This is a genomic window from Micropruina sonneratiae (assembly GCF_025972045.1).
Lineage (GTDB): Bacteria > Actinomycetota > Actinomycetes > Propionibacteriales > Propionibacteriaceae > Micropruina > Micropruina sonneratiae.
The window spans coordinates 584713-604200 of the sequence record NZ_JAPDHX010000002.1 but is presented as its reverse complement, the minus strand read 5'-3'; the positions used below and the strand labels follow the sequence as shown (position 1 = coordinate 604200).

General features: G+C 70.8%; 18 protein-coding genes. 17 read left to right on the top strand and 1 reads right to left on the bottom strand.

All coding sequences use genetic code 11. The annotated features are described in order from the left end of the window. Window positions 1-139: 139 nt before the first annotated feature. The 9 genes from OIE40_RS08000 (at window position 140) to OIE40_RS07960 (ending at window position 8779) form a co-directional block, all read left to right on the top strand. Window positions 140-1087, top strand: a complete 948-nt coding sequence (locus OIE40_RS08000; protein ID WP_264701667.1) for a helix-turn-helix transcriptional regulator — start codon at window positions 140-142, stop codon at window positions 1085-1087. Continuing rightward, window positions 1084-2046, top strand: coding sequence for a WYL domain-containing transcriptional regulator (locus OIE40_RS07995; RefSeq protein ID WP_264701666.1), 963 nt, complete (start codon window positions 1084-1086; stop codon window positions 2044-2046). Before OIE40_RS08000 ends, OIE40_RS07995 begins: the two co-directional genes overlap by 4 nt. A gap of 107 nt (window positions 2047-2153) precedes the next feature. Continuing rightward, entirely contained in the window at window positions 2154-2333 is a 180-nt protein-coding gene (locus tag OIE40_RS07990) for a hypothetical protein (protein ID WP_264701665.1), read from the top strand. A 37-nt stretch (window positions 2334-2370) separates the two neighbouring features. Then, window positions 2371-2646: a Sec-independent protein translocase subunit TatA/TatB gene (locus tag OIE40_RS07985; protein ID WP_264701664.1), complete on the top strand. Its 276-nt coding sequence runs from the start codon at window positions 2371-2373 to the stop codon at window positions 2644-2646. 66 nt (window positions 2647-2712) lie between these two features. After that, entirely contained in the window at window positions 2713-3480 is a 768-nt protein-coding gene (tatC, locus tag OIE40_RS07980) for a twin-arginine translocase subunit TatC (RefSeq protein WP_264701663.1), read from the top strand. Next, window positions 3477-4373, top strand: coding sequence for a diacylglycerol/lipid kinase family protein (locus tag OIE40_RS07975; protein ID WP_264701662.1), 897 nt, complete (start codon window positions 3477-3479; stop codon window positions 4371-4373). Before tatC ends, OIE40_RS07975 begins: the two co-directional genes overlap by 4 nt. Window positions 4374-4394: 21 nt before the next feature. Further along, window positions 4395-7127, top strand: coding sequence for a DEAD/DEAH box helicase (locus OIE40_RS07970; RefSeq protein WP_264701661.1), 2733 nt, complete (start codon window positions 4395-4397; stop codon window positions 7125-7127). 87 nt (window positions 7128-7214) lie between these two features. Next, complete coding sequence (hisF, locus tag OIE40_RS07965) at window positions 7215-7991, top strand: imidazole glycerol phosphate synthase subunit HisF (RefSeq protein WP_264701660.1); 777 nt, start codon at window positions 7215-7217, stop codon at window positions 7989-7991. 392 nt (window positions 7992-8383) lie between these two features. Beyond that, complete coding sequence (locus OIE40_RS07960) at window positions 8384-8779, top strand: HIT family protein (protein ID WP_264701659.1); 396 nt, start codon at window positions 8384-8386, stop codon at window positions 8777-8779. A gap of 40 nt (window positions 8780-8819) precedes the next feature. Here OIE40_RS07960 and OIE40_RS07955 read toward each other — a convergent pair whose 3' ends face one another. Further along, window positions 8820-10304, bottom strand: a complete 1485-nt coding sequence (locus OIE40_RS07955; RefSeq protein WP_264701658.1) for a SpoIID/LytB domain-containing protein — start codon at window positions 10302-10304, stop codon at window positions 8820-8822. 251 nt (window positions 10305-10555) lie between these two features. Here OIE40_RS07955 and OIE40_RS07950 point away from each other — a divergent pair, with 251 nt between their 5' ends. From OIE40_RS07950 to OIE40_RS07915, 8 genes are all read left to right on the top strand, one after another. Then, window positions 10556-10864, top strand: coding sequence for a 4a-hydroxytetrahydrobiopterin dehydratase (locus OIE40_RS07950; protein ID WP_264701657.1), 309 nt, complete (start codon window positions 10556-10558; stop codon window positions 10862-10864). Between the two features lie 341 nt (window positions 10865-11205). Further along, entirely contained in the window at window positions 11206-12954 is a 1749-nt protein-coding gene (locus OIE40_RS07945) for an acetolactate synthase large subunit (RefSeq protein WP_264701656.1), read from the top strand. Continuing rightward, window positions 12951-13487 (top strand): acetolactate synthase small subunit, encoded by a 537-nt coding sequence (gene ilvN, locus OIE40_RS07940; RefSeq protein WP_264701655.1) that lies wholly within the window; start codon window positions 12951-12953, stop codon window positions 13485-13487. The genes OIE40_RS07945 and ilvN overlap by 4 nt, the downstream gene beginning before the upstream one ends. Before the next feature lie 18 nt (window positions 13488-13505). Next, entirely contained in the window at window positions 13506-14534 is a 1029-nt protein-coding gene (gene ilvC / locus OIE40_RS07935; RefSeq protein ID WP_264701654.1) for a ketol-acid reductoisomerase, read from the top strand. A gap of 407 nt (window positions 14535-14941) precedes the next feature. Next, window positions 14942-16174 carry an inorganic phosphate transporter gene (locus OIE40_RS07930; protein WP_264701653.1) on the top strand — a complete coding sequence of 411 codons (1233 nt, stop codon included), beginning with the start codon at window positions 14942-14944 and terminating at the stop codon, window positions 16172-16174. Between the two features lie 10 nt (window positions 16175-16184). After that, entirely contained in the window at window positions 16185-16475 is a 291-nt protein-coding gene (locus OIE40_RS07925; protein WP_264701652.1) for a hypothetical protein, read from the top strand. 162 nt (window positions 16476-16637) lie between these two features. Then, a complete protein-coding gene (locus OIE40_RS07920; protein ID WP_264701651.1) occupies window positions 16638-16955 on the top strand; it encodes a DUF3349 domain-containing protein in 318 nt (105 codons plus the stop codon). Window positions 16956-17032: 77 nt separating this feature from the next. Then, window positions 17033-19432: a cation-translocating P-type ATPase gene (locus OIE40_RS07915; RefSeq protein ID WP_264701650.1), complete on the top strand. Its 2400-nt coding sequence runs from the start codon at window positions 17033-17035 to the stop codon at window positions 19430-19432. Window positions 19433-19488: the final 56 nt, after the last annotated feature.

The window sequence follows — 19488 nt, the reverse complement described above, 5'->3', positions numbered from 1 at the left end:
TGCCGCGCCGCACCAGTCGTCGACCGGATGGGACGTCACTGGCTTGCGGCCATCCGACTCGGACCCACCCAACGGCCCTGGGCCGCGCGACCCGGCCCCGCTGGTAACGTCACGTACCGACACCGCAGGGGAGGGATCGATGGCGCCACGCAAGTCCGAGCGCATCATGAACCTCGCGATCTGCCTGCTGATGGCCCGCCGCTTCCTGGACAAGAGCCACCTGCGCGAGGTCGTCGAGGGCTACTCCGGGCTGTCGGACGCGGCCTTCGATCGCACCTTCGAGCGTGACAAGGACGATCTCCGGGCGATGGGCATCCCGGTCGAGACCGGCAGCAACTCCCCGCTGTTCCCCGACGAGATCGGCTACCGCATCCGTCGGCAGGATTTCGAGTTGCCGCCGATCGACTTCACGGCCGCCGAGGCCACCGCCCTCGGCCTGGCCAGTCAGGTCTGGGGTACGGCGGCGCAGGCGGAACGCACCACTTCGGCACTGGCCAAGCTGCGGGCCGCCGGAGTCGACCCCGACGCGTCCCGGCTGAGTGGCATCAGCCCCAGCATCGGCGCCAAGGAGCAGGCCTTCGAACCGCTGTGGCAAGCGACGATGTCGCACACGGCGGTGTCGTTCGGCTACCGCGGGGTCCGCCGCGAGGTGGAGCCGTGGATGCTCACCTACCGGCGCGGCTCGTGGTACCTGCTGGGCCTGGACCGCACCCGCGGCGCGGCCCGGATGTTCAAGCTGACCCGGTTCGAGGACGCGCCGCAGACGGTCGGCAAGCCCGAGTCGTACCGGGTGCCCGACGACGTCGACCTGGCCGAGCTGTCCCGTTCGCTGGAGCCCGCGCCCGCGGCGTCCGAGGCGGTGGTGGCGATCCGCGGCGACAAGGCGCCCGGACTGCGCCGCCGCGGCGTCCCGACCGAGACGACCGCGGCCCTTCCGCCCGGCTTCGCCGCCTGGCGGGTGCCGTACTCCTCCGACGCCGAGTTCGTCACCGAACTGTGCGGCTACGGTCCGGCGGTGCTCGTGCTGGAGCCGCTGGAGGTGCGCCGCCACGTGGTCGAGCGGCTGGGGCAGGTGGTCGCCCGATGAGCACTTCGCTCGAGCAGGTGTCCCGGCTGCTGGCGCTGGTGCCCTACCTGCAGGCCCGTCCGGACGCCGACCTGGCCGCCACCGCCGCGGCGTTCGGGGTGACCCCGCGCCGGCTGCTGGCCGATCTGGAGGTGCTCTGGTTCGTGGGCCTGCCGGGCGGACTGCCGGGCGACCTGATCGACATCGACATGGATGCCGTGCAGGAGCAGGGCAGGATCAGCCTGTCCAACGCCGACTACCTCTCACGCCCGATGCGGTTCACCATCGAGGAGGTGACCAGCCTGATCGTCGCGCTCCGGGCGGTCCGCGAGGTGACCGGCGGCGCCGCGGGCGCCGCGGTCGATTCGGCGCTGGCGAAGCTGTCACGGGTGGCGGGCGCGCAGGAGAGTCGTCGCGTCGGCTTCGCGGTCGCCACCTCGGAGAGCGCGATCAGGGACCGCCTCGCCGAGGCGATCGAGGCTCGTTCGGCCGTGCAGCTCAGCTACGACGGCTTCACCCGCGCCGAGACGACCACGCCGGTGGTGGAACCGCACCGGCTGAGCGTGCGTGACGGCTACGTCTACCTGGAGGCCTGGAGCCGCGACCGGCAGGCGTGGCGCACCTTCCGCCTCGACCGGATCGCAGCCGTCGACGCCGCGGCCGGTGGTGTGGCCGAGCGGGGCGAGCCCCCGGTGTTCGACGGCGGCTGGCTCGAGGTGCGTCCGGACGCCGCGATGGTCACCTTGACCGTCACCGATCAGGCCCGATGGATCGGCGAGTACTACCCCGTGCGCTTCGTCGAACGGGTCGAGCGCGGCTGGCGCGTCGGCCTGCTGGTGGCCGACCCGGCCTGGCTGCGCGGCCTGCTGCTGCGGCTGGGTCCGCAAGTGCTCGACGTCGAGCCGGCCGAGGCGTCCAGCTCGGCGCGGGCGGCCGCCGAGGAGACCCTGGCGCTGTACCAGAGCCTGCCCGCGGGTTGACCAGCCCCAGCGTTGGGGTGCGGCGAGGGTCCCGGGTTCGCACTCTCGCAGCGGACGCACAGCCGATTCATGGACGCCCCGGCGGGCCGATCGGTTAGTCTCGCTGCATGATCTGGGTGTGGGTCTTCCTCGGCATCGCGCTGGCCGGTGTCATCACCGTGGCGTCCTACGGGGTGTGGCTGGCACACAAGGCGGCGGACCTGTTCAGCGAACTGCAGATGATCGGCACTCGTGCCGAAGAACTGGCCGAGTTGGTGTCCCAGGTGAAGATCCCATCGACTGACTAGACTCACCGAGTTACTCGCAACCTAGGAGCGCAGCAGAATGTTCGGCCTTCCCGGCGGTATGGAATGGGTCATCCTGGCCATCATCGCCCTTCTGGTGTTCGGCGGCAGCCGACTCGCCAACGCCGGCAAGAACGCCGGCAAGGCGATCCGCGAGTTCAAGGAGGAGACCTCCTCGCTGAAGAAGTCGGACGCCCCTGAGCAGACCACCCCGCAGGTGCCGACGGCCACGCCGACCACCACCGCGGAGCAGACACCTCAGGTCTACGACGGCGAGATCGTCAACGAACCGAAGGACAAGGGCCAGCAGGCCTGATCCGAGGTGGCCCGACGCTTCAGCCTCGGGTGGCTCAAACCGCCCCCCACGTCCCCCGACGGGGTGATGTCCCTCGGTGACCACCTGCGCGAGCTGCGCTACCGGGTGGTGTTCTCGCTGGTCTGGATCGTGCTCGGCATGGTGGTCGTCGCGATCTTCTACAACCAGGTCTACCTGTTCCTGGCCCAACCCTGGCTGTACGCCCGCGACATCATCAGCGCCACGAACCCCGAGATCAGCACCCAGATGGTGCTGTCCGGGGTGACCGCCCCGCTCACGCTCGCGCTCAAGATCTGCGGCGTCGGGGGACTGGTGCTCGCCGCACCGATCTGGCTGTACCAGATCTGGGCCTACATCGTGCCCGCGCTGCTGGCCAAGGAGAAGCGCTGGGCGCTCATCTTCCTCGCCGTGGCGCTGCCGTTGTTCCTGGCCGGCGTGACCGTCGGCTACCTGATCCTGCCCCAGGGCATCTCGGTCCTGATGGCCTTCACCCCGCAGTCGGTGCCGATCACCAACCTGATCGAGATCGACAAGTTCCTCGAGCTGATGCTGCAGCTGATGGTGGTGTTCGGGCTCGGCTTCCTGATGCCGGTCGTCGTGGTCGGCGCCAACCTGGTGGGTGTGCTGAAGGCCAGGCAACTGGCCAAGGCCCGCACCTACGTCATCTTCGGCTGCTTCGTCTTCGGCGCGGCGGCCACGCCCTCGACCGATCCGTTCTCGATGCTGGCCCTGGCAGTGCCGATGGCGCTGCTGTTCGTCCTGGCCGAGGTCGTCTGCCGGTTCAACGACAAGCGGCGCGACCGCCGCGCGGCGGCGGAACTCGTCGGCACGTGAGCACCGCCGCCCGGCGCTTCGATCTCGTGGTCAACCCCACCGCCGGACGGGGCCGGGCCGGACGCATCCTGCCCACGGTGACCAGGGTGCTGAACGAGGCGCTGCCGGGTGTCGACCTTCGGGTGATCACCGCCACCGCGACCGCACACGCCGAGGAATCCTGCCGGGCCGCCGCGACCGAAGCCGACGCCCTGCTCGTGATGGGCGGGGACGGCATGGCGCACCTCGGACTGAACGCGTGCGCGGGCACCACGGTGCCGTTGGGGGTGCTGCCCGCCGGGACCGGCAACGACCTGTGTCGCGGGCTCGGCCTGCCGCTGCGCGTCCGGGACGCCGTGGCCGCCTTGACCCGCGACAGGGTCAGGACGGTCGATCTCGCCCGGGTGCAACCGGCCGGCGGCGGCGTCCGTTGGGTGGGGTGTGTGGTGTCGACCGGCTTCGACTCCAGGGTGGCGCTGCGGACCGCCGCCATGCGGGTGCCGCTGGGTCCGTTGGCCTACGCCTGGTCGGCGCTGGCCGAACTGCGCACCTTCGTCCCGTTGCAGTACCGACTCGGCATCGACGGCGCCCGGCGCGAGCTGTCGTCGATGGCGGTGTTCGTGGCCAATGCCGAGTTCTTCGGTGGGGGCATGCGAGCCGCTCCGGGGGCCGACGTCACCGACGGGCTGCTCGACGTGACGATCATCCATCCGGTCTCCCGGGGGGTGCTGCTTCGGCTGCTTCCGACCCTGTACTCGGGCCGCTTCGTCAGCCACCCGTGCGTCGAACGGTTGCGCGCGACCGAGGTGGTGGTGGACGGCGACGGCCTGGTGGGCAGCGGCGACGGGGAACCCCTGGGTGAGGTGCCACTGATCGTGCGGGCGGTGCCCGGAGCGCTCACCGTTCTGGGCTGAGCGGGCGGTAGGTTGGCCGCGATGAGCATCGCGTCCGACACCCTGTCCGGCTTCGCCGCCGGCTACGACTTCCCCCTCGACTCCTACCAGGTCGAGGCGTGCCGCCACGTCGAGGCGGGCTCCGGGGTCCTCGTCGCGGCACCCACCGGGGCGGGCAAGACGGTGGTCGGCGAGTTCGCCGTCCACCTCGCGCTGGAGCGCGGCACCAAGTGCTTCTACACCACCCCGATCAAGGCGCTGAGCAACCAGAAGTTCCACGACCTGGCCGACCGCTACGGCGCCGACCGCGTCGGGCTGCTGACCGGTGACACCTCGATCAACGGCGAGGCCGACGTGGTGGTGATGACCACCGAGGTGCTGCGCAACATGATCTACGCCAACTCGCCGACGCTGCGGCGGCTCGGCTTCGTCGTGATGGACGAGGTGCACTACCTGGCCGACCGGTTCCGCGGGGCGGTGTGGGAGGAGGTCATCATCTCGCTGGCCGAGTCGGTGCAGGTGGTGTCGCTGTCGGCCACCGTGAGCAACGCCGAAGAGTTCGGCGCCTGGCTCGACGAGGTGCGCGGCAACGTCCGGATCGTGGTGTCCGAGCGGCGTCCGGTGCCGCTGTTCCAGCACGTGATGGCCGGCCGGCGGATCTACGACCTGTTCGCCGGCGATGCGCCGACCACCCAACCCACCGTGGGTGCGAACGCCGACGTCAACCCGGAGCTGTTGCGGCTGGCCAAGGAGGAGTCGCGGGGCGTCCGCGACGATTCGCGCAAGCTGCGCAGCCGCAAGGTGCGCAACAGGATCGAGCAGCGCCGGCCGCGCTCGACGCTCATTCCGCGGCGGGACGCCACCGTCGAGCGGTTGGACGCCGAGGGGCTGCTGCCCGCCATCCACTTCATCTTCAGCCGGGCCGGCTGCGACGCCGCCGTCGGTCAGTTGATGCACTCGGGACTGCGGCTCACCACGCCGGCCGAGCGACGCGAACTGGAGGAGATCGCGGGGCGGCACACCGCCGGACTCAACCAGGCCGATCTGGCCGTGCTCGGCTATGGCACCTTCCTCGCCGCGCTGCGCAACGGCATCGCCGCCCACCACGCCGGCCTGCTGCCGGCACTGAAGGAGTGCGTCGAGGAGGGCTTCGTCCGTGGCCTGGTGAAGGTCGTGTTCGCCACCGAGACCCTGGCGCTGGGCATCAACATGCCGGCCCGCAGCGTGGTGTTGGAACGGCTGGTCAAGTACAACGGCGAGGGCCACGTCCCGATCACCCCCGGCGAGTTCACCCAGCTGACCGGACGCGCGGGCCGGCGCGGCATCGACATCGAGGGTCACGCCGTGGTGCTGTGGCAGACCGGCATGGATCCCCGCGCGGTGGCCGGGCTCGCGTCGACCCGTACCTACCCACTGCGCTCGTCGTTCGCGCCCACCTACAACATGGCGGTCAACCTGGTCGGTGCGGTGGGCCGCGAGCGTGCCCGGGTGCTGCTGGAACAGTCCTTCGCCCAGTACCAGTCCGACCGGGGCGTCGTCGGGCTGGCCCGCACGATCGCCCGCAACAACGAACGCGTCGCAGGCTACCTGCGGCAGGCGCACTGCGACCGCGGCGATTTCGCCGAGTACGCCCGGCTGCGCGCCGAGATCTCGGCCATCGAGGCGGACGCCGCCCGCAACCGCAAGGCGGACCGGCGTGCCGAGGCGATGAGCGTGCTGCTGGAACTGAGGCCGGGCGACATCCTGCAGGTGCCGTCCGGGCGGCACGGCGGCTGGGCGGTCGTCGTCGACCCGGGGTTGGCGAAGGGCGACCCGCACCCCCTGGTGATGACCGAGCAGCGGCAGCTCAAACGGCTGTCCAGCGCCGACTTCCCGACGCCGCCGCTGGTCGCCGGCCGGATGCGGATACCGAAACACTTCGATCCGCGGCAGCCGGCGTCCCGGCGCAATCTGTCGGCGGCCTTCCGGTCGAAGCTGGCCCAGATCGACCTCACCGCACCCCGACCCGACGCGGCGGCGATGGACGCCGATGCGGCCGATCGGATCGCCGAGCTGCGCCGCCGGCTGTCGGCGCACCCGTGTCACGACTGCCCCGATCGCGAGGAGCACGCCCGCTGGGCGGAGCAGGCGCTGCGGCTCGAGCGGGAGAGCGCCGGGTTGCAGCGGCAGGCCGATCGGCGCACGAACACGATCGCGGTGAAGTTCGACCGGATCTGCTCGGTGCTGGAGTCGCTGGGTTACCTCGCCGAGGGCGGCGATCGGGTCACCGACGCCGGCCGGATGCTGGCCCGCATCTACTCCGAACTCGACCTGGTCAGCGCCGAGTGCCTCCGGGCCGGGGTGTTCGACGGCCTGTCCGCACCGCAGCTGGCCGCCGTGCTGTCGTCGCTGGTGTTCGAGTCCCGTGGCGGTGACAAGCACCAACGGCCACCCCGGATGCCCGACCGGGCCAGCGAGGCGGCCCAGACCCAGGTGCGCAGGGTCTGGCGCGAGGTGGGACTGACCGAACGGGACCACCGCCTGGAGCGTGGACCGGAACCCGACATCGGCTTCGCCGAGCCGATCCACGCGTGGGCCGCCGGTGAGCCGCTGGGTGACGTGCTGGACGCCTCGGGGCTGACCGCGGGCGACTTCGTCCGCTGGGCCAGGCAGGTGGTCGACTTCGCCGGCCAGCTCGGCCAGGCGGCCGGCGCCGGAGAACTGCGCACGACCTGCCGCGAGGTGATCGACCGGGTGCGGCGCGGGGTGGTGGATGCGGCCCCGTTGGAGGACTGACCTCACAGCGGGGGGCCGGGCGAGGCCATGCGCCCACGGCCGGCCGGCGGGCATCCGGGGGCAGGACGCACCATTACGCTGACGCCCATGAGCGTCGCGATCCGCGTCATCCCGTGCCTGGACGTCCACGACGGCCGGGTGGTAAAGGGCGTCAACTTCCTCAACCTGCGCGACGCAGGCGACCCGGTCGAGCTGGCCGCGACCTACGGTGAGGCGGGTGCCGACGAGCTCACGTTCCTCGACATCTCCGCCTCGCACCAGGGCCGCGAGACCACCCACGACATGGTCCGCCGAACCGCCGAGACGGTGTTCATCCCGCTGTGTGTCGGCGGGGGAGTGCGCTCGGTGGCCGACGTCGACACGCTGCTGCGCACCGGCGCCGACAAGGTCGGCATCAACACCGGCGCGATCAACCGGCCGGGTGCCATCGACGAGATCGCCGAACGCTTCGGCAACCAGGTGCTGGTGCTCTCCCTGGATGCCCGGCGCGAGGCGGGGCAGCCGTCCGGCTACGGAGTGACCACCCACGGCGGACGCGCGTCGGCCGGCCTGGACGCCCTGGAGTGGGTCCGTGAGGCCGTCGACCGTGGGGCGGGGGAGATCCTGCTCAACTCGATGGACGCCGACGGCACCACCAACGGCTTCGACCTGCCGATGATCGAAGCGGTGCGCGCGGTGGTCGACGTCCCGGTGATCGCCTCCGGGGGAGCCGGCGCCGTGCAGCACTTCGTGGACGCCGCCCGGGCCGGGGCGGACGCCGTACTCGCGGCGTCGGTCTTCCACTACGGCACGCTGAGCATCGCCGAGGTGAAGGACGCCCTGGCCGAGGCCGGCTTCCCGGTGCGCCGGCTCGTCGCCGGGTAGGACGAGAACCGGCCCTCGTCATCCCGGCGACGCCGGGATCGCACTCGTGCGCCCACGGCGGGCAGAGATCCCCGGGGTAAGCCCGGGAATGACCAGCGTGCGCTGGTCGAGGGACGAGTCCGGGCCGAACCCTCAGCCGGCGGCCGGACCCAGGTCGTTCACGTCGTCGGGCAGCACGCTGCCCAGAATGCGGGTCGAGGGCAGGGATCATCGGCTGCAACCGCTGCTCGAGCAGCGCCGACCGGTGGGTCTCCTAGGCGCACCGCTGGCGACGATGCTGAGGTCGGTGCCGGCGGCGAGCTGGGGCCGCTCGCGGCGATGGGTCGGATCATCGGCCCGGCCCGCTTCATCACCGCCGTCGCGGTCGGGGGAGTGGCGCTAGATTGCGGGACATGGCCTGCCTGTTCTGCTCGATCGTCGCCGGCGAGATCCCGTCGCGCCAGGTCTATGCCGACGATCACGCGATCGCCTTTCTCGACATCAACCCGTGGAAGCGGGGCCACACGCTGGTCATCCCCAGGCGTCACGTCGATGACCTGCTGGCCGCCGGTGAGGTGCTGACCGAGATCGCGCCGGCGATCAGCGCCACCGCCCGGCTGCTGGCCGACAGGCTGGCGGCCGACGGCCTCAACATGCTCTCCAGCTCCGGCGCGGTGGCCGGGCAGGAGATCTTCCACCTGCACGTGCACCTGGTGCCCCGCTACGCAGACGACGCCGGCCTGCGCACCCTGTTCGATCGGGGCGCCGCCGACGACCTCGACGAGGTTCAGGCGGCCCTCACTCACTGACCGCACGCGCGCGCCGGGGGCGACCCGCGGACGCCGGCGGTCAGCTCACCCGCACGGTGCAGCCACCGCCGGTCAGGCAGGTGATCGTTCCGTGCTGAAACCTCGACAGGGTGCCGGTGCTGGTCTTCTTCACGTCGGCGGTCGGGAAGCCCAGGGTACCGGCCGGACCGCCCGCCGAGCGGTACACGGACGCCGCCCGTCCGGACAGCCGACGCGACCCGGTCGCCTTCGACCAGTACAGTTCGCCTTCCTCGAAGGGGGCGAACAGCCCGCCGGCCACCTTCACCTCGCTGGCGCTCGGCCCGCCGAGGCGTCCGGTGGTACCGCCCAGCTCGCCCTGCCAGCGTTCGTGGTTGCCGGTGCCCGGCTTGAGCCCGCCGTACACCGCGAACAACCGCTCGCGCAGGCCGAAGGCGGCCCGGAACGCCGCGCCGCTGACGCTGACCGTGCCGCGGCTGCCCGTGATCACCACCGTCTCGGCCCGGCCGCCCCACGCGCCCGCGCCGTCCCGGGCCGACACCCTGACGCTGCGCAGACTGCCGACGGCCGGGTAACGCTGCTCGACCGCGGTCGAGGAGAACCAGGTCGACCATTTCTGGTTCTTCATCCGGCCGTCGTAGGGATCGGGTTTGGCCACCAGGTACGACGTCCCCCCGGACGCCGTGTGCCCGCCGTTGCTCGAGGAGAACATGGTCAGCGCGATAGCCGAACCCGCCTTGAGGATGCGGTCGGCCGTCGCCGCGACCGCTGCGTTTCCGCCCGATGTTTCGTAATCCTGCCCCTGGTACACCTGGCACGAGATGGTGTCGCACAGGTCGTAGATCGACAGCTGCGGGTTCGCCTGGAAGCGCGCCGCGTACGACCTCGCCGCGACGGACTGAGCCTGTACCGCGGCCTTCGCCCACTCGGTCGGCATCTCGCTGGGGACGACGCCGCGCAGGTAGTCCTCCATCGGCACGGTGTTCACCGTGCGCGCGCCCGAGCCGTAGAAGCGCAGCGCCACCGACCCGCGATAGTCCCGGTTGCCGCCGCCGGGCAGCCGCAGCTTCACGATCGCCCGGGTCGGGTTGTCGAAGCTCCACACCCGACCCGAGTCGAGCGCGACCGTCTTCCTCACCCACACGCCCGCCGTGCTGTAGTACTGCAGCACCCGCTTCGAGCCGGACCGCACGATCCGCCACTGCCGGTATCTCGACCCGGTGGGCAGGGTGGCCTTCGCGCCGGCCGAGTCGCGGACCCGAAGCCCCTTCTCGGGCACCACGTTCAGCATCGAGTCGGTGTCGGCGCTGACCCAGACCTTGATCGTGTTGCCCGCCTTGAGTGATGCGAGGGTCGTGCCCGGGTAGTAGAACGCGAGAATCTCTCGGTAGCTGAGCCCGGCCACCGCTGCGCCGTAGGCGCCGTACTGGGACATGCCGATGCCGTGTCCCCACCCGGAGCCGGTGATCACCAGATAGGAGTTGACCGGGGTGACCGCCTCGTCGGCCCGCGCGGGCGGGGTTGCGGCGTCCAGTCCGGCGGCCACGAGACACAGGCCGGCCAGTGCGGACGCCCACCGGCGGGGCCGGCCCCGGCTCTCGGGGCGGGGTCGGACGGGAGGGACCGCTGCGGCTCGCGACATGGTGTTCACCTTCGGGGGACGGATCCGGACATGGTCACCCGGATGCGGCGCCGGGCACAACCGTTGGCGGCCAGGCGGACGCCGAGTCGTGACCAGAGGTCGAGTGCGCCGGGCCGGGCGGGGGAGGGAACCGGGTCGGGGAGCACAATGGCGGCATGAGCCGACTCCTCGACGACGACGAGATCACCCGCCAACTGACCGACCTGCCCGGCTGGTCCCGTGAGGGGGACGCCCTGGTGGCGTCGGTGGAGGCACCCGACTTCCCGGCCGCGATCGCCCTGGTGGACGCCGTCGCCGCCGACGCCGAGGCGACGAACCACCACCCCGACATCGATATCCGGTGGCGCACCACATACTGGCGGCTCAGCACCCACTCCAAGGGTGGCGTGACCCAGCTCGACGTCGAACTGGCCCACCGGATCGCCGACGCCGCCCACGGCCTGGGTGGGCGCTTCCTGACCTAGTCGCGCCGGCGGAACGAGCGGCGCCCCGCGGGATCCGGCGGCCGGCCCGGGCATCCGGGTGCGTTCGGGCAATGGTGCGGCGTTGCCGGGACCGTCCGGTCCGCCCAGCAAGCCGGGCCGAGGGGTGGACGCGGCGTCCACATCCTGGAAATGGGCGCGGCGAGGTTGACACCCCGGCGGGGCGCGGCCAAAACTGTCCTCGTGCGGATTTTCTTCCTCGTACTTTCGTGAGCGTGTCAGCCGACGCCGATTAGTCGACCGACACGCACCCTCGCCTGCCGACGCAGCGGGGGTTTTTTCATGCAGGGAACCCGCCAACCCGTATCCAGAAAGGGGTCACGATGACCGAGACCATTGCGCCACCGATGCTGACCGGGGCCGAAGCCCTCGTCGAGTCCCTGGAGCGGGTGGGGGTAGAGGTCATCTTCGGCATCCCCGGCGGCGCGATCCTGCCGGCCTACGACCCGCTCGCCCAGTCGAAGCTGATCCGGCACATCCTGGTGCGCCACGAGCAGGGCGCGGGGCACGCCGCCGAGGGCTACGCGCTGGCCACCGGCAAGGTCGGCGTCTGCATGGCGACCTCCGGCCCCGGCGCGACCAACCTGGTCACGGCCATCGCCGACGCCTACATGGATTCGGTTCCGATCGTCGCCGTCACCGGCCAGGTCGGCAGCAGTTCGATCGGCACCGACGCCTTCCAGGAGGCGGACATCCGGGGCATCACGTTCCCCATCACCAAGCACAGCTTCCTGATCACCAAGGCCGAGGACATCCCCGCCGCGATCGCGGCGGCCTTCCACATCGCCAAGACCGGACGCCCCGGGCCGGTGCTGGTCGACATCGCCAAGGACGCCCTGGCCACCGCAGCGCCGTTCGTCTGGCCCGAGACCATCGACCTGCCCGGCTACCACCCGGTCACCCAGCCGCACGTCAAGCAGATCCGCGAGGCCGCCCGGCTGATCGCCGAGGCGAGTCGCCCGGTGCTCTACATCGGCGGCGGCGTGATCAAGGCCGGCGCGGCCGACGAGCTGGCGAAGCTGGTGGAGATCACCGGCATCCCCGTGGTGACCACCCTGATGGCGCGCGGCGCCGTCCCCGACAGCCACGAGTTGAACATGGGCATGCCGGGCATGCACGGCACCGTCGCGGCGGTGGGCGCGCTGCAGCGGGCCGATCTGCTGATCGCACTGGGCACCCGCTTCGACGACCGGGTGACCGGCAGGCTGGACAGCTTCGCGCCCGGCGCCAAGGTCATCCACGCCGACATCGACCCGGCCGAGATCAGCAAGAACCGGCTGGCCGACGTGCCGATCGTCGGCGACGTCCGCAACGTGATCGCCGAACTGAACGGCGTCCTGCGGGGCGCCGACCTGCCCGACTACGTGGCGTGGCGGCGCTACCTGGGGGCCATCAAGGCCAAGTACCAGGTGCCGACCGAGCCCACCCACGAGGGCATGCTCTCGCCCGAGTACGTGATCAAGCGCATTGGCGAGTTGACCGGACCGGACGCCTTCTACGCCGCGGGCGTGGGCCAGCACCAGATGTGGTCGGCGCACCTGCTGCCGTTCGAGAAGGCGGGTCGCTGGCTCAACTCCGGCGGCGCGGGAACGATGGGCTACTGCGTGCCGGCCGCGATGGGGGCCCAGGTGGGTGCCCCCGACGCGATCGTGTGGGGCATCGACGGCGACGGCTGCTTCCAGATGACCAATCAGGAGCTGGTCACCTGTGCGCTGGAGGGCATCCCGATCAAGATCGCGGTGATCAACAACCAGAGCCTGGGCATGGTGCGGCAGTGGCAGACGCTGTTCTACGGCCAGCGCTACTCCAACACCGACCTCAAGACGCTGCGGGTGCCGGACTTCCAGAAGCTGGCCGAGGCGATGGGGGCGGTGGGCCTGCGCGCCGAGCATCCCTCCGAGGTGGACGCCGTGATCAACAAGGCGCTGTCCATCACCGACCGGCCGGTCGTGGTCGAGTTCGTGGTGCACAAGGATGCGATGGTGTGGCCGATGGTGGCCGCCGGCACCAGCAACGACGACATCAAGATCGCCAAGGACCTGGCGCCCGACTGGGAGGACGAAGAACTGTGAACACGCACACGTTGAGCGTGCTGGTGGAGAACAAGCCGGGCGTCCTGGCCCGGATCGCCGGCCTGTTCGCGCGACGCGGTTACAACATCGAGTCCCTGGCGGTCGGCCCTACCGAGCGGCCCGAGCTGTCCCGGATCACCCTGCAGGTCGGCGTCCTCAACCAGCAGTTCCTCGAGCAGATCACCAAGCAGCTGAACAAGTTGGTCGAGGTGCTCAAGATCGTCGAACTCGAGGACAACGCGGTGCGCCGCGAGCTGGTGCTGATCAAGCTCAAGGCCGATCCCGCCACCCGCAGCCAGATCATCGAGATCGTCCAGCTGTTCCGGGGCAAGACCGTCGACGTCCAGAACGAGTCGCTGACGATCGAGGCCACCGGTTCGCCCGACAAGCTCGAGGCGCTGCTCGAGATGCTGCGTCCGTACGGGGTGCGCGAGCTCGTCCAGTCCGGCCTCGTCGCGCTCGGCCGGGGCAGCAAGTCGCTCACCGACCGTTCCAAGTCAGACAAGATCCGCACGCCAGTGCGCAACAACTAGGTAAGGAAGAAGACACCCATGGCAGAGATGTTCTACGACGACGACGCCGACCTGTCGGTGATCACCAACCGGGTGGTCGCGGTGATCGGCTACGGCTCCCAGGGTCATGCGCACGCGTTGTCGCTGCGCGATTCGGGGGTCGACGTGCGGGTCGGCCTGCGGCCCGGGTCGAAGTCGGCGGCGAAGGCCGAGGCCGAGGGGCTGCGGGTGCTGAGCGTGGCGGACGCCGCCGCCGAGGCCGACGTCATCATGATCCTGGCGCCGGACCAGTACCAGCGGACGATCTACGCCGAGGAGATCGCGCCCAACCTGCAGGAGGGCGACGCGCTGTTCTTCGCGCACGGGTTCAACATCCGCTTCGGCTACATCACCCCGCCGCCCGGTGTCGACGTCTGCATGGTGGCCCCGAAGGGCCCGGGGCACCTGGTGCGCCGCGAGTACTCCGAGGGCCGTGGCGTCCCGGTGATCGTCGCGGTCGAGGTGGACGCCTCGGGCGAGGCCTGGCCGCTGGCGCTGTCCTACGCGAAGGCGATCGGCGGGCTGCGGGCGGGCGGCATCAAGACCACCTTCACCGAGGAGACCGAGACCGACCTGTTCGGTGAGCAGGCGGTGCTGTGCGGTGGCGTCTCCAAGCTGGTGCAGACCGGCTTCGAGGTGCTCACCGAGGCGGGCTACCAGCCCGAGGTGGCCTACTTCGAGTGCCTGCACGAGCTGAAGCTGATCGTCGACCTGATGTACGAGGGCGGCATCGCCAAGCAGCGCTGGAGCGTCTCGGACACCGCGGAGTTCGGCGACTACGTGTCGGGTCCGCGGGTGATCGACGCCCAGGTCAAGAAGAACATGCAGGCGGTGCTCGCAGACGTCCAGTCGGGCGCGTTCGCCAAGCGGTTCATCGACGACCAGGACGCCGGCGCGCCGGAGTTCGCCAGGCTGCGCGCCGAGGGCGAGGCGCACCCGATCGAGGCCACCGGCCGCGAGCTGCGCAAGTTGATGGCGTGGGTGAAGAGCCACGACGACGACTACGTCGAAGGCACCGCCGCACGCTGAGTGAGCCTGCGTCCCGCAACCACCGGGACGCACGGGAACGGGCGCCACTCCCCACGAGGGGGTGCGCGCCCGTTCTGCATCTCGGCCCGTTGTGGGGACGGTTCCATTTCAGGCCACGACCCGGGCGTCCCGATCTGCCATCTGAGATTGGCCTGAATCGGGGACGGTTCGATTCAGGCCACCGGGCCGAGCTCCTGCGTCAACCGCGATGCCCTCGTGGCAGTGGCCGGGGCGCCCCGGCCACCCGGCTGAGTTTGGCCTGAAATGGAACCGTCCCCATTTCAGGCCGCGCGGCCCACTGCAGTGACGCCGAGCGCGGCCGGAATTCTGCCGAACCACAGCGGTTGTACACCTTCTGTTCACCTGGTCCACAGCGCCCGTTAATCCTGGGGCTCGACGCTGAGCGCGTGACACTCGAGTTACTCCTGCTGATCCTGGTCATCGGCACGGCCATTGCGTTCGACTTCACCAATGGCTTTCACGACACGGGCAACGCGATGGCGACCTCGATCGCAACCGGTGCCCTCAAGCCCAAGGCCGCTGTCGCGTTGTCCGCGGTCCTCAACCTCGTCGGCGCGTTCCTGTCGGTCGAAGTGGCGCTGACCGTCACCAACGCGGTGATCAGGATCCAGGACTCATCCGGCGCCCCCAAGTCCGAGTTCCTCGCCAACAACGGCCACGCGCTGCTGATGATCGTCTTCTGTGGGCTGATCGGCGGCATCCTGTGGAATCTGCTGACCTGGCTGCTGGGCCTGCCCTCGAGTTCCTCCCATGCGCTGTTCGGCGGCCTGATCGGTTCGACCCTGGCGGCGCTGGGGCTCGGCGGGGTGAACTGGATGGGCGACGGCTCCAAGCTCGACGGCGTGTTCGGCAAGGTCATCCTGCCCGCCTTCGCCTCGCCGGTCGTCGCCGCCCTGGTGGCGACCATCGGCACCTGGCTCGTCTACCGGATCACCGCCGGTGTGGCCACCCGCTACGCCGAAGGAGGCTTCCGCTGGGGACAGATCGGGACGGCGTCGCTGGTCTCGCTGGCGCACGGCACGAACGACGCCCAGAAGACCATGGGCGTCATCACCCTCGCCCTGATCGCCTACGGCACGTGGACCGACACCACCAGCGTCCCGCTGTGGGTGAAGGTGGTCTGCGCGCTGGCGATCGCGGCCGGCACCTACACCGGCGGCTGGCGGATCATCCGCACCCTGGGCAAGGGCCTGGTCGAGATCTCCTCCCCGCAGGGGATGGCGGCAGAGGCGTCCTCGGCCGCGGTCATCCTCACCTCCAGCCACCTCGGCTTCGCCCTGTCCACCACCCATGTCGCGACCGGTTCGATCCTCGGCTCGGGCCTGGGCCGCAAGGGTGCCGACGTCCGCTGGGGCGTCGCGTTGCGGATGGTGCTGGCCTGGTTCATCACCCTCCCCGCGGCCGGCCTCGTCGGCGCCGCCTGCTACTTCGTCGGCAACGGCATCGGGGGCTACGCCGGCGTCCTGATCGTGTTCGCCGCGCTGGTCGGACTGACCGGCTGGATGATGCTGCACTCGCGCCGCACCGCCGTCCACGCCGGCAACGTCAACGCCGACTGGCATCCCGAGGCCACCCCGGGCGCATCGGTGGCACCCGTCCCCGTCCCGGTCAAGGCCTGAGGAGGCCGTCATGTTCCAACTGTTCGGCAACGCGCTCGGCCAGGTGGTGGTCATCTCCGTCCTGGTGGGCGCCGGCCTGCCGGCACTGTTCGCGTTCGGCGTCCGGGCCCTGGCGCTCGGCAGCGGCGGCGCCGCTGAGGTCGACCACCGGCCCGGCCGCCCGGCGCTCACCGTGGTCGCGTACCTGTGCTTCGCGCTCGTGCTCGCCGTGATCGCCGCCGGGATCACGATCATCGTGTCGTCGGGCCTGGGCTATCACGTATCCTTTGACAACGTCATTCCGACGTTCGCGAAGAAGTGAGCCGAATGATCGGACGCCGCCGGGCGACCGGCGACGAAACGATCGTCACAGCCGCGGCTCCACGACGGACGTGACCGACCGCCGCCGCACCCCCCGCGGCGCCCGCCGGCAGGCGGGGGCCACCGGTTCGGCGGAACCACCGCAGGGTTGAGGAGCAGTCCCGTGTTGTCGCGTATCGAGCGGGTCGTCAACTGGTTGAAGGGCGGCTATCCGCACGGCATCCCCGAAGCGGACTACGTGCCGCTGCTGGCCGTGCTGCGCCGCCGGCTGAGCGTGGAGGAGATCGCCGAGCTGGCCGACCGGATCGTCAGCGCCGGCCTCGTCCCGGCCGAGCGGGTGGACGTCGGGGCCGAGTACCTGCGCGTCACCGACGAACTGCCCAGTGAGGACGAGTTGCGACGCGTCAGCACGCTACTGGCGGCGTCCGGTGTGGACGTCTCGTACGAGCAGCCGACCTGGGGCCGCGACACCGACCGATGACGCCTTGGGACACGTCCGCCGCGCTTCCAGCCGGCGGTGCCTGGGGAGGGCGCGGGACGGTGTGGCAAGCTGGCCGCGTGACCACGCAGACGCGGCCCGCCGACCCCGGGCTGACCGCTCAGCAGGTGGCCGAGCGGGTCGCCCGCGGCCAACGCAACGACCTGCCGCCGCGCTCGGGACGCAGCACCGCCGAGATCGTCCGCGCCAACGTGTTCACCCGCATCAACGCGATCCTGGCCGTCCTGCTGGTGCTCGTGCTGAGCACCGGCTCGTGGATCAACGGCGCCTTCGGCCTGCTGATCATCGCCAACTCCGTGATCGGCATCGTCCAGGAGCTGCGCGCCAAGCGCACCCTCGACAGCCTGGCCGTGGTCGGCGAGGCCCGGCCCCGGATCCGCCGCGACGGCGTCGCCCGCGAGTACGGCCGGGAGGAGATCGTGCTCGACGACCTGGTCGAGGTCGGCCCCGGCGATCAGGTCGTGGTCGACGGCGAGCTGATCGAGGCCGACTACCTGGAGGTCGACGAGTCGCTGCTGACCGGCGAGGCCGATCCCGAGCCGAAGCAGGCCGGCGACGAGGTGATGTCGGGCAGCTTCGTGGTCTCCGGCAGCGGCTGCTTCCGGGCGACCAAGGTCGGGGGCGCGTCCTACGCCGCGCAGCTGACCGCCGAGGCGGCCCGTTTCAGCCTGGTCAGGTCCGAACTCACCAAGGGCATCAACAGTATTCTGCGGGTGATCACCTGGGTGCTGGTGCCGGTCGGCCTGGCGACGGTCTGGGTGCAACTCAGCCACGCCGGCGAGGACTGGCGCCGGGCCATCCTGGCGATGGCCGGGGCGTTGGTGCCGATGGTGCCCGAGGGGCTGGTGCTGCTCACCGCCGTGGCGTTCGCGCTGGGCGTCATCCGGCTGGGAAGGCGCAACTGCCTGGTCCAGGAGCTGCCGGCCATCGAGGGCCTGGCCCGGGTCGATGTGGTCTGCGCCGACAAGACCGGCACCCTCACCGAGAACGGCATGACGTTCGGCGAGTTGCGGCCGGCCGCGGGGGCGGACGAGGACGCGGTGCGGACCGCGTTGCGCCAGTTGGCGGCCAGCGATCCCCGACCCAATGCGTCGATGCGGGCCATCGCCGAGGCGGTGGGCGCCCCCGATCCGGCGTGGCCGGTGCTCGCCAAGGCGCCGTTCACGTCGGCCAAGAAGTGGTCGGGCAGCACCTTCGTCGGCCCGGACGGCGCACCGGTCAGCTGGGTGATCGGGGCCCCGGACGTGCTGGCCGAGCAGGGCGAGTCCGTGGCGTCCGAGGCGGAGCGGATCGCGTCCTCGGGCCTGCGGGTGCTGCTGGTCGGGACGGCGCAGCACCCGGTCGACGACCCCGACGCCCCCGGCGCGGTCACCGCCCAGGCGTTGATCGTGCTCAACCAGCTGATCAGGCCGGACGCCGCCGAGACCCTGGCGTACTTCACCGGCCAGGGCGTCGGGCTGAAGGTGATCTCCGGTGACAACGCCGCGTCGGTGGGCGCCGTGACCCGCTCGCTGGGGGTGGTGTCCGGCACGGCGGTCGATGCTCGCACCCTGCCGGAGGACCCCGAGGGGTTCGCGAGCGCAGTGAACGACACCGACGTGTTCGGACGGGTCACGCCGCATCAGAAGCGGGCGATGGTCGCCGCCCTGCAGTCCCGCGGTCACGTCGTGGCCATGACCGGCGACGGCGTGAACGACGTGCTGGCCCTCAAGGACGCCGATCTGGGGGTGGCGATGGGGTCGGGGGCGTCGGCCACCCGGGCGGTCGCCAAGATCGTGCTGCTCGACGACCGCTTCGCCACCCTGCCGCACGTGGTGGCCGAGGGGCGCCGGGTGATCGGCAACATCGAGCGGGTCGCCAACCTCTTCCTCACCAAGACCATCTATTCGGCGCTGCTGGCCCTGCTGGTCGTGCTGTGGCGGGTGCCCTTCCCGTTCCTGCCGATCCACATCACGATCACCGGCTGGTTCACCATCGGGATACCCGCGTTCCTGTTGTCGTTGGCCCCGAACAGCGAGCGGGCGCGACCCGGCTTCGTGCAGCGGGTGCTGCGCCTGGGCGTGCCGGCCGGCGTGATCGTCGGAGTGTTGACCTTCGTCACCTACCTGCTGGTGATGCCGCCCTCGGGCGCCGGGGAGGTGGCGATGCGGCAGGCGAGCACGGCAACCCTGGCCTGCATGATCGTGGCCGCCACCTGGGTGCTGGCCGTCGTGGCCCGTCCGTACCGGTGGTGGAAGGTGGCGCTGGTGCTGGCCTCGGCGCTGGCCTACCTGTTGATCTTCAGCTGGCCGTTCACCCAGTCGCTGTTCCTGCTCGACGTCGGCAACGCCGCGGCGATGTCCACCGGACTGTTCGCCGGCCTGGCCGGGGCGGCGCTGATCGAGTTGGTCTGGTGGGCGCGCGGTGCGCTGTTCGCAGAACCCCGCGTCTTCTGGACGCCGCGCGGCGCGGACGCCTGAGCGTCGGTCATCCGGCGAATCGCCGGTCGAGCGGGGAGACCCCAGCCCGGATCCCG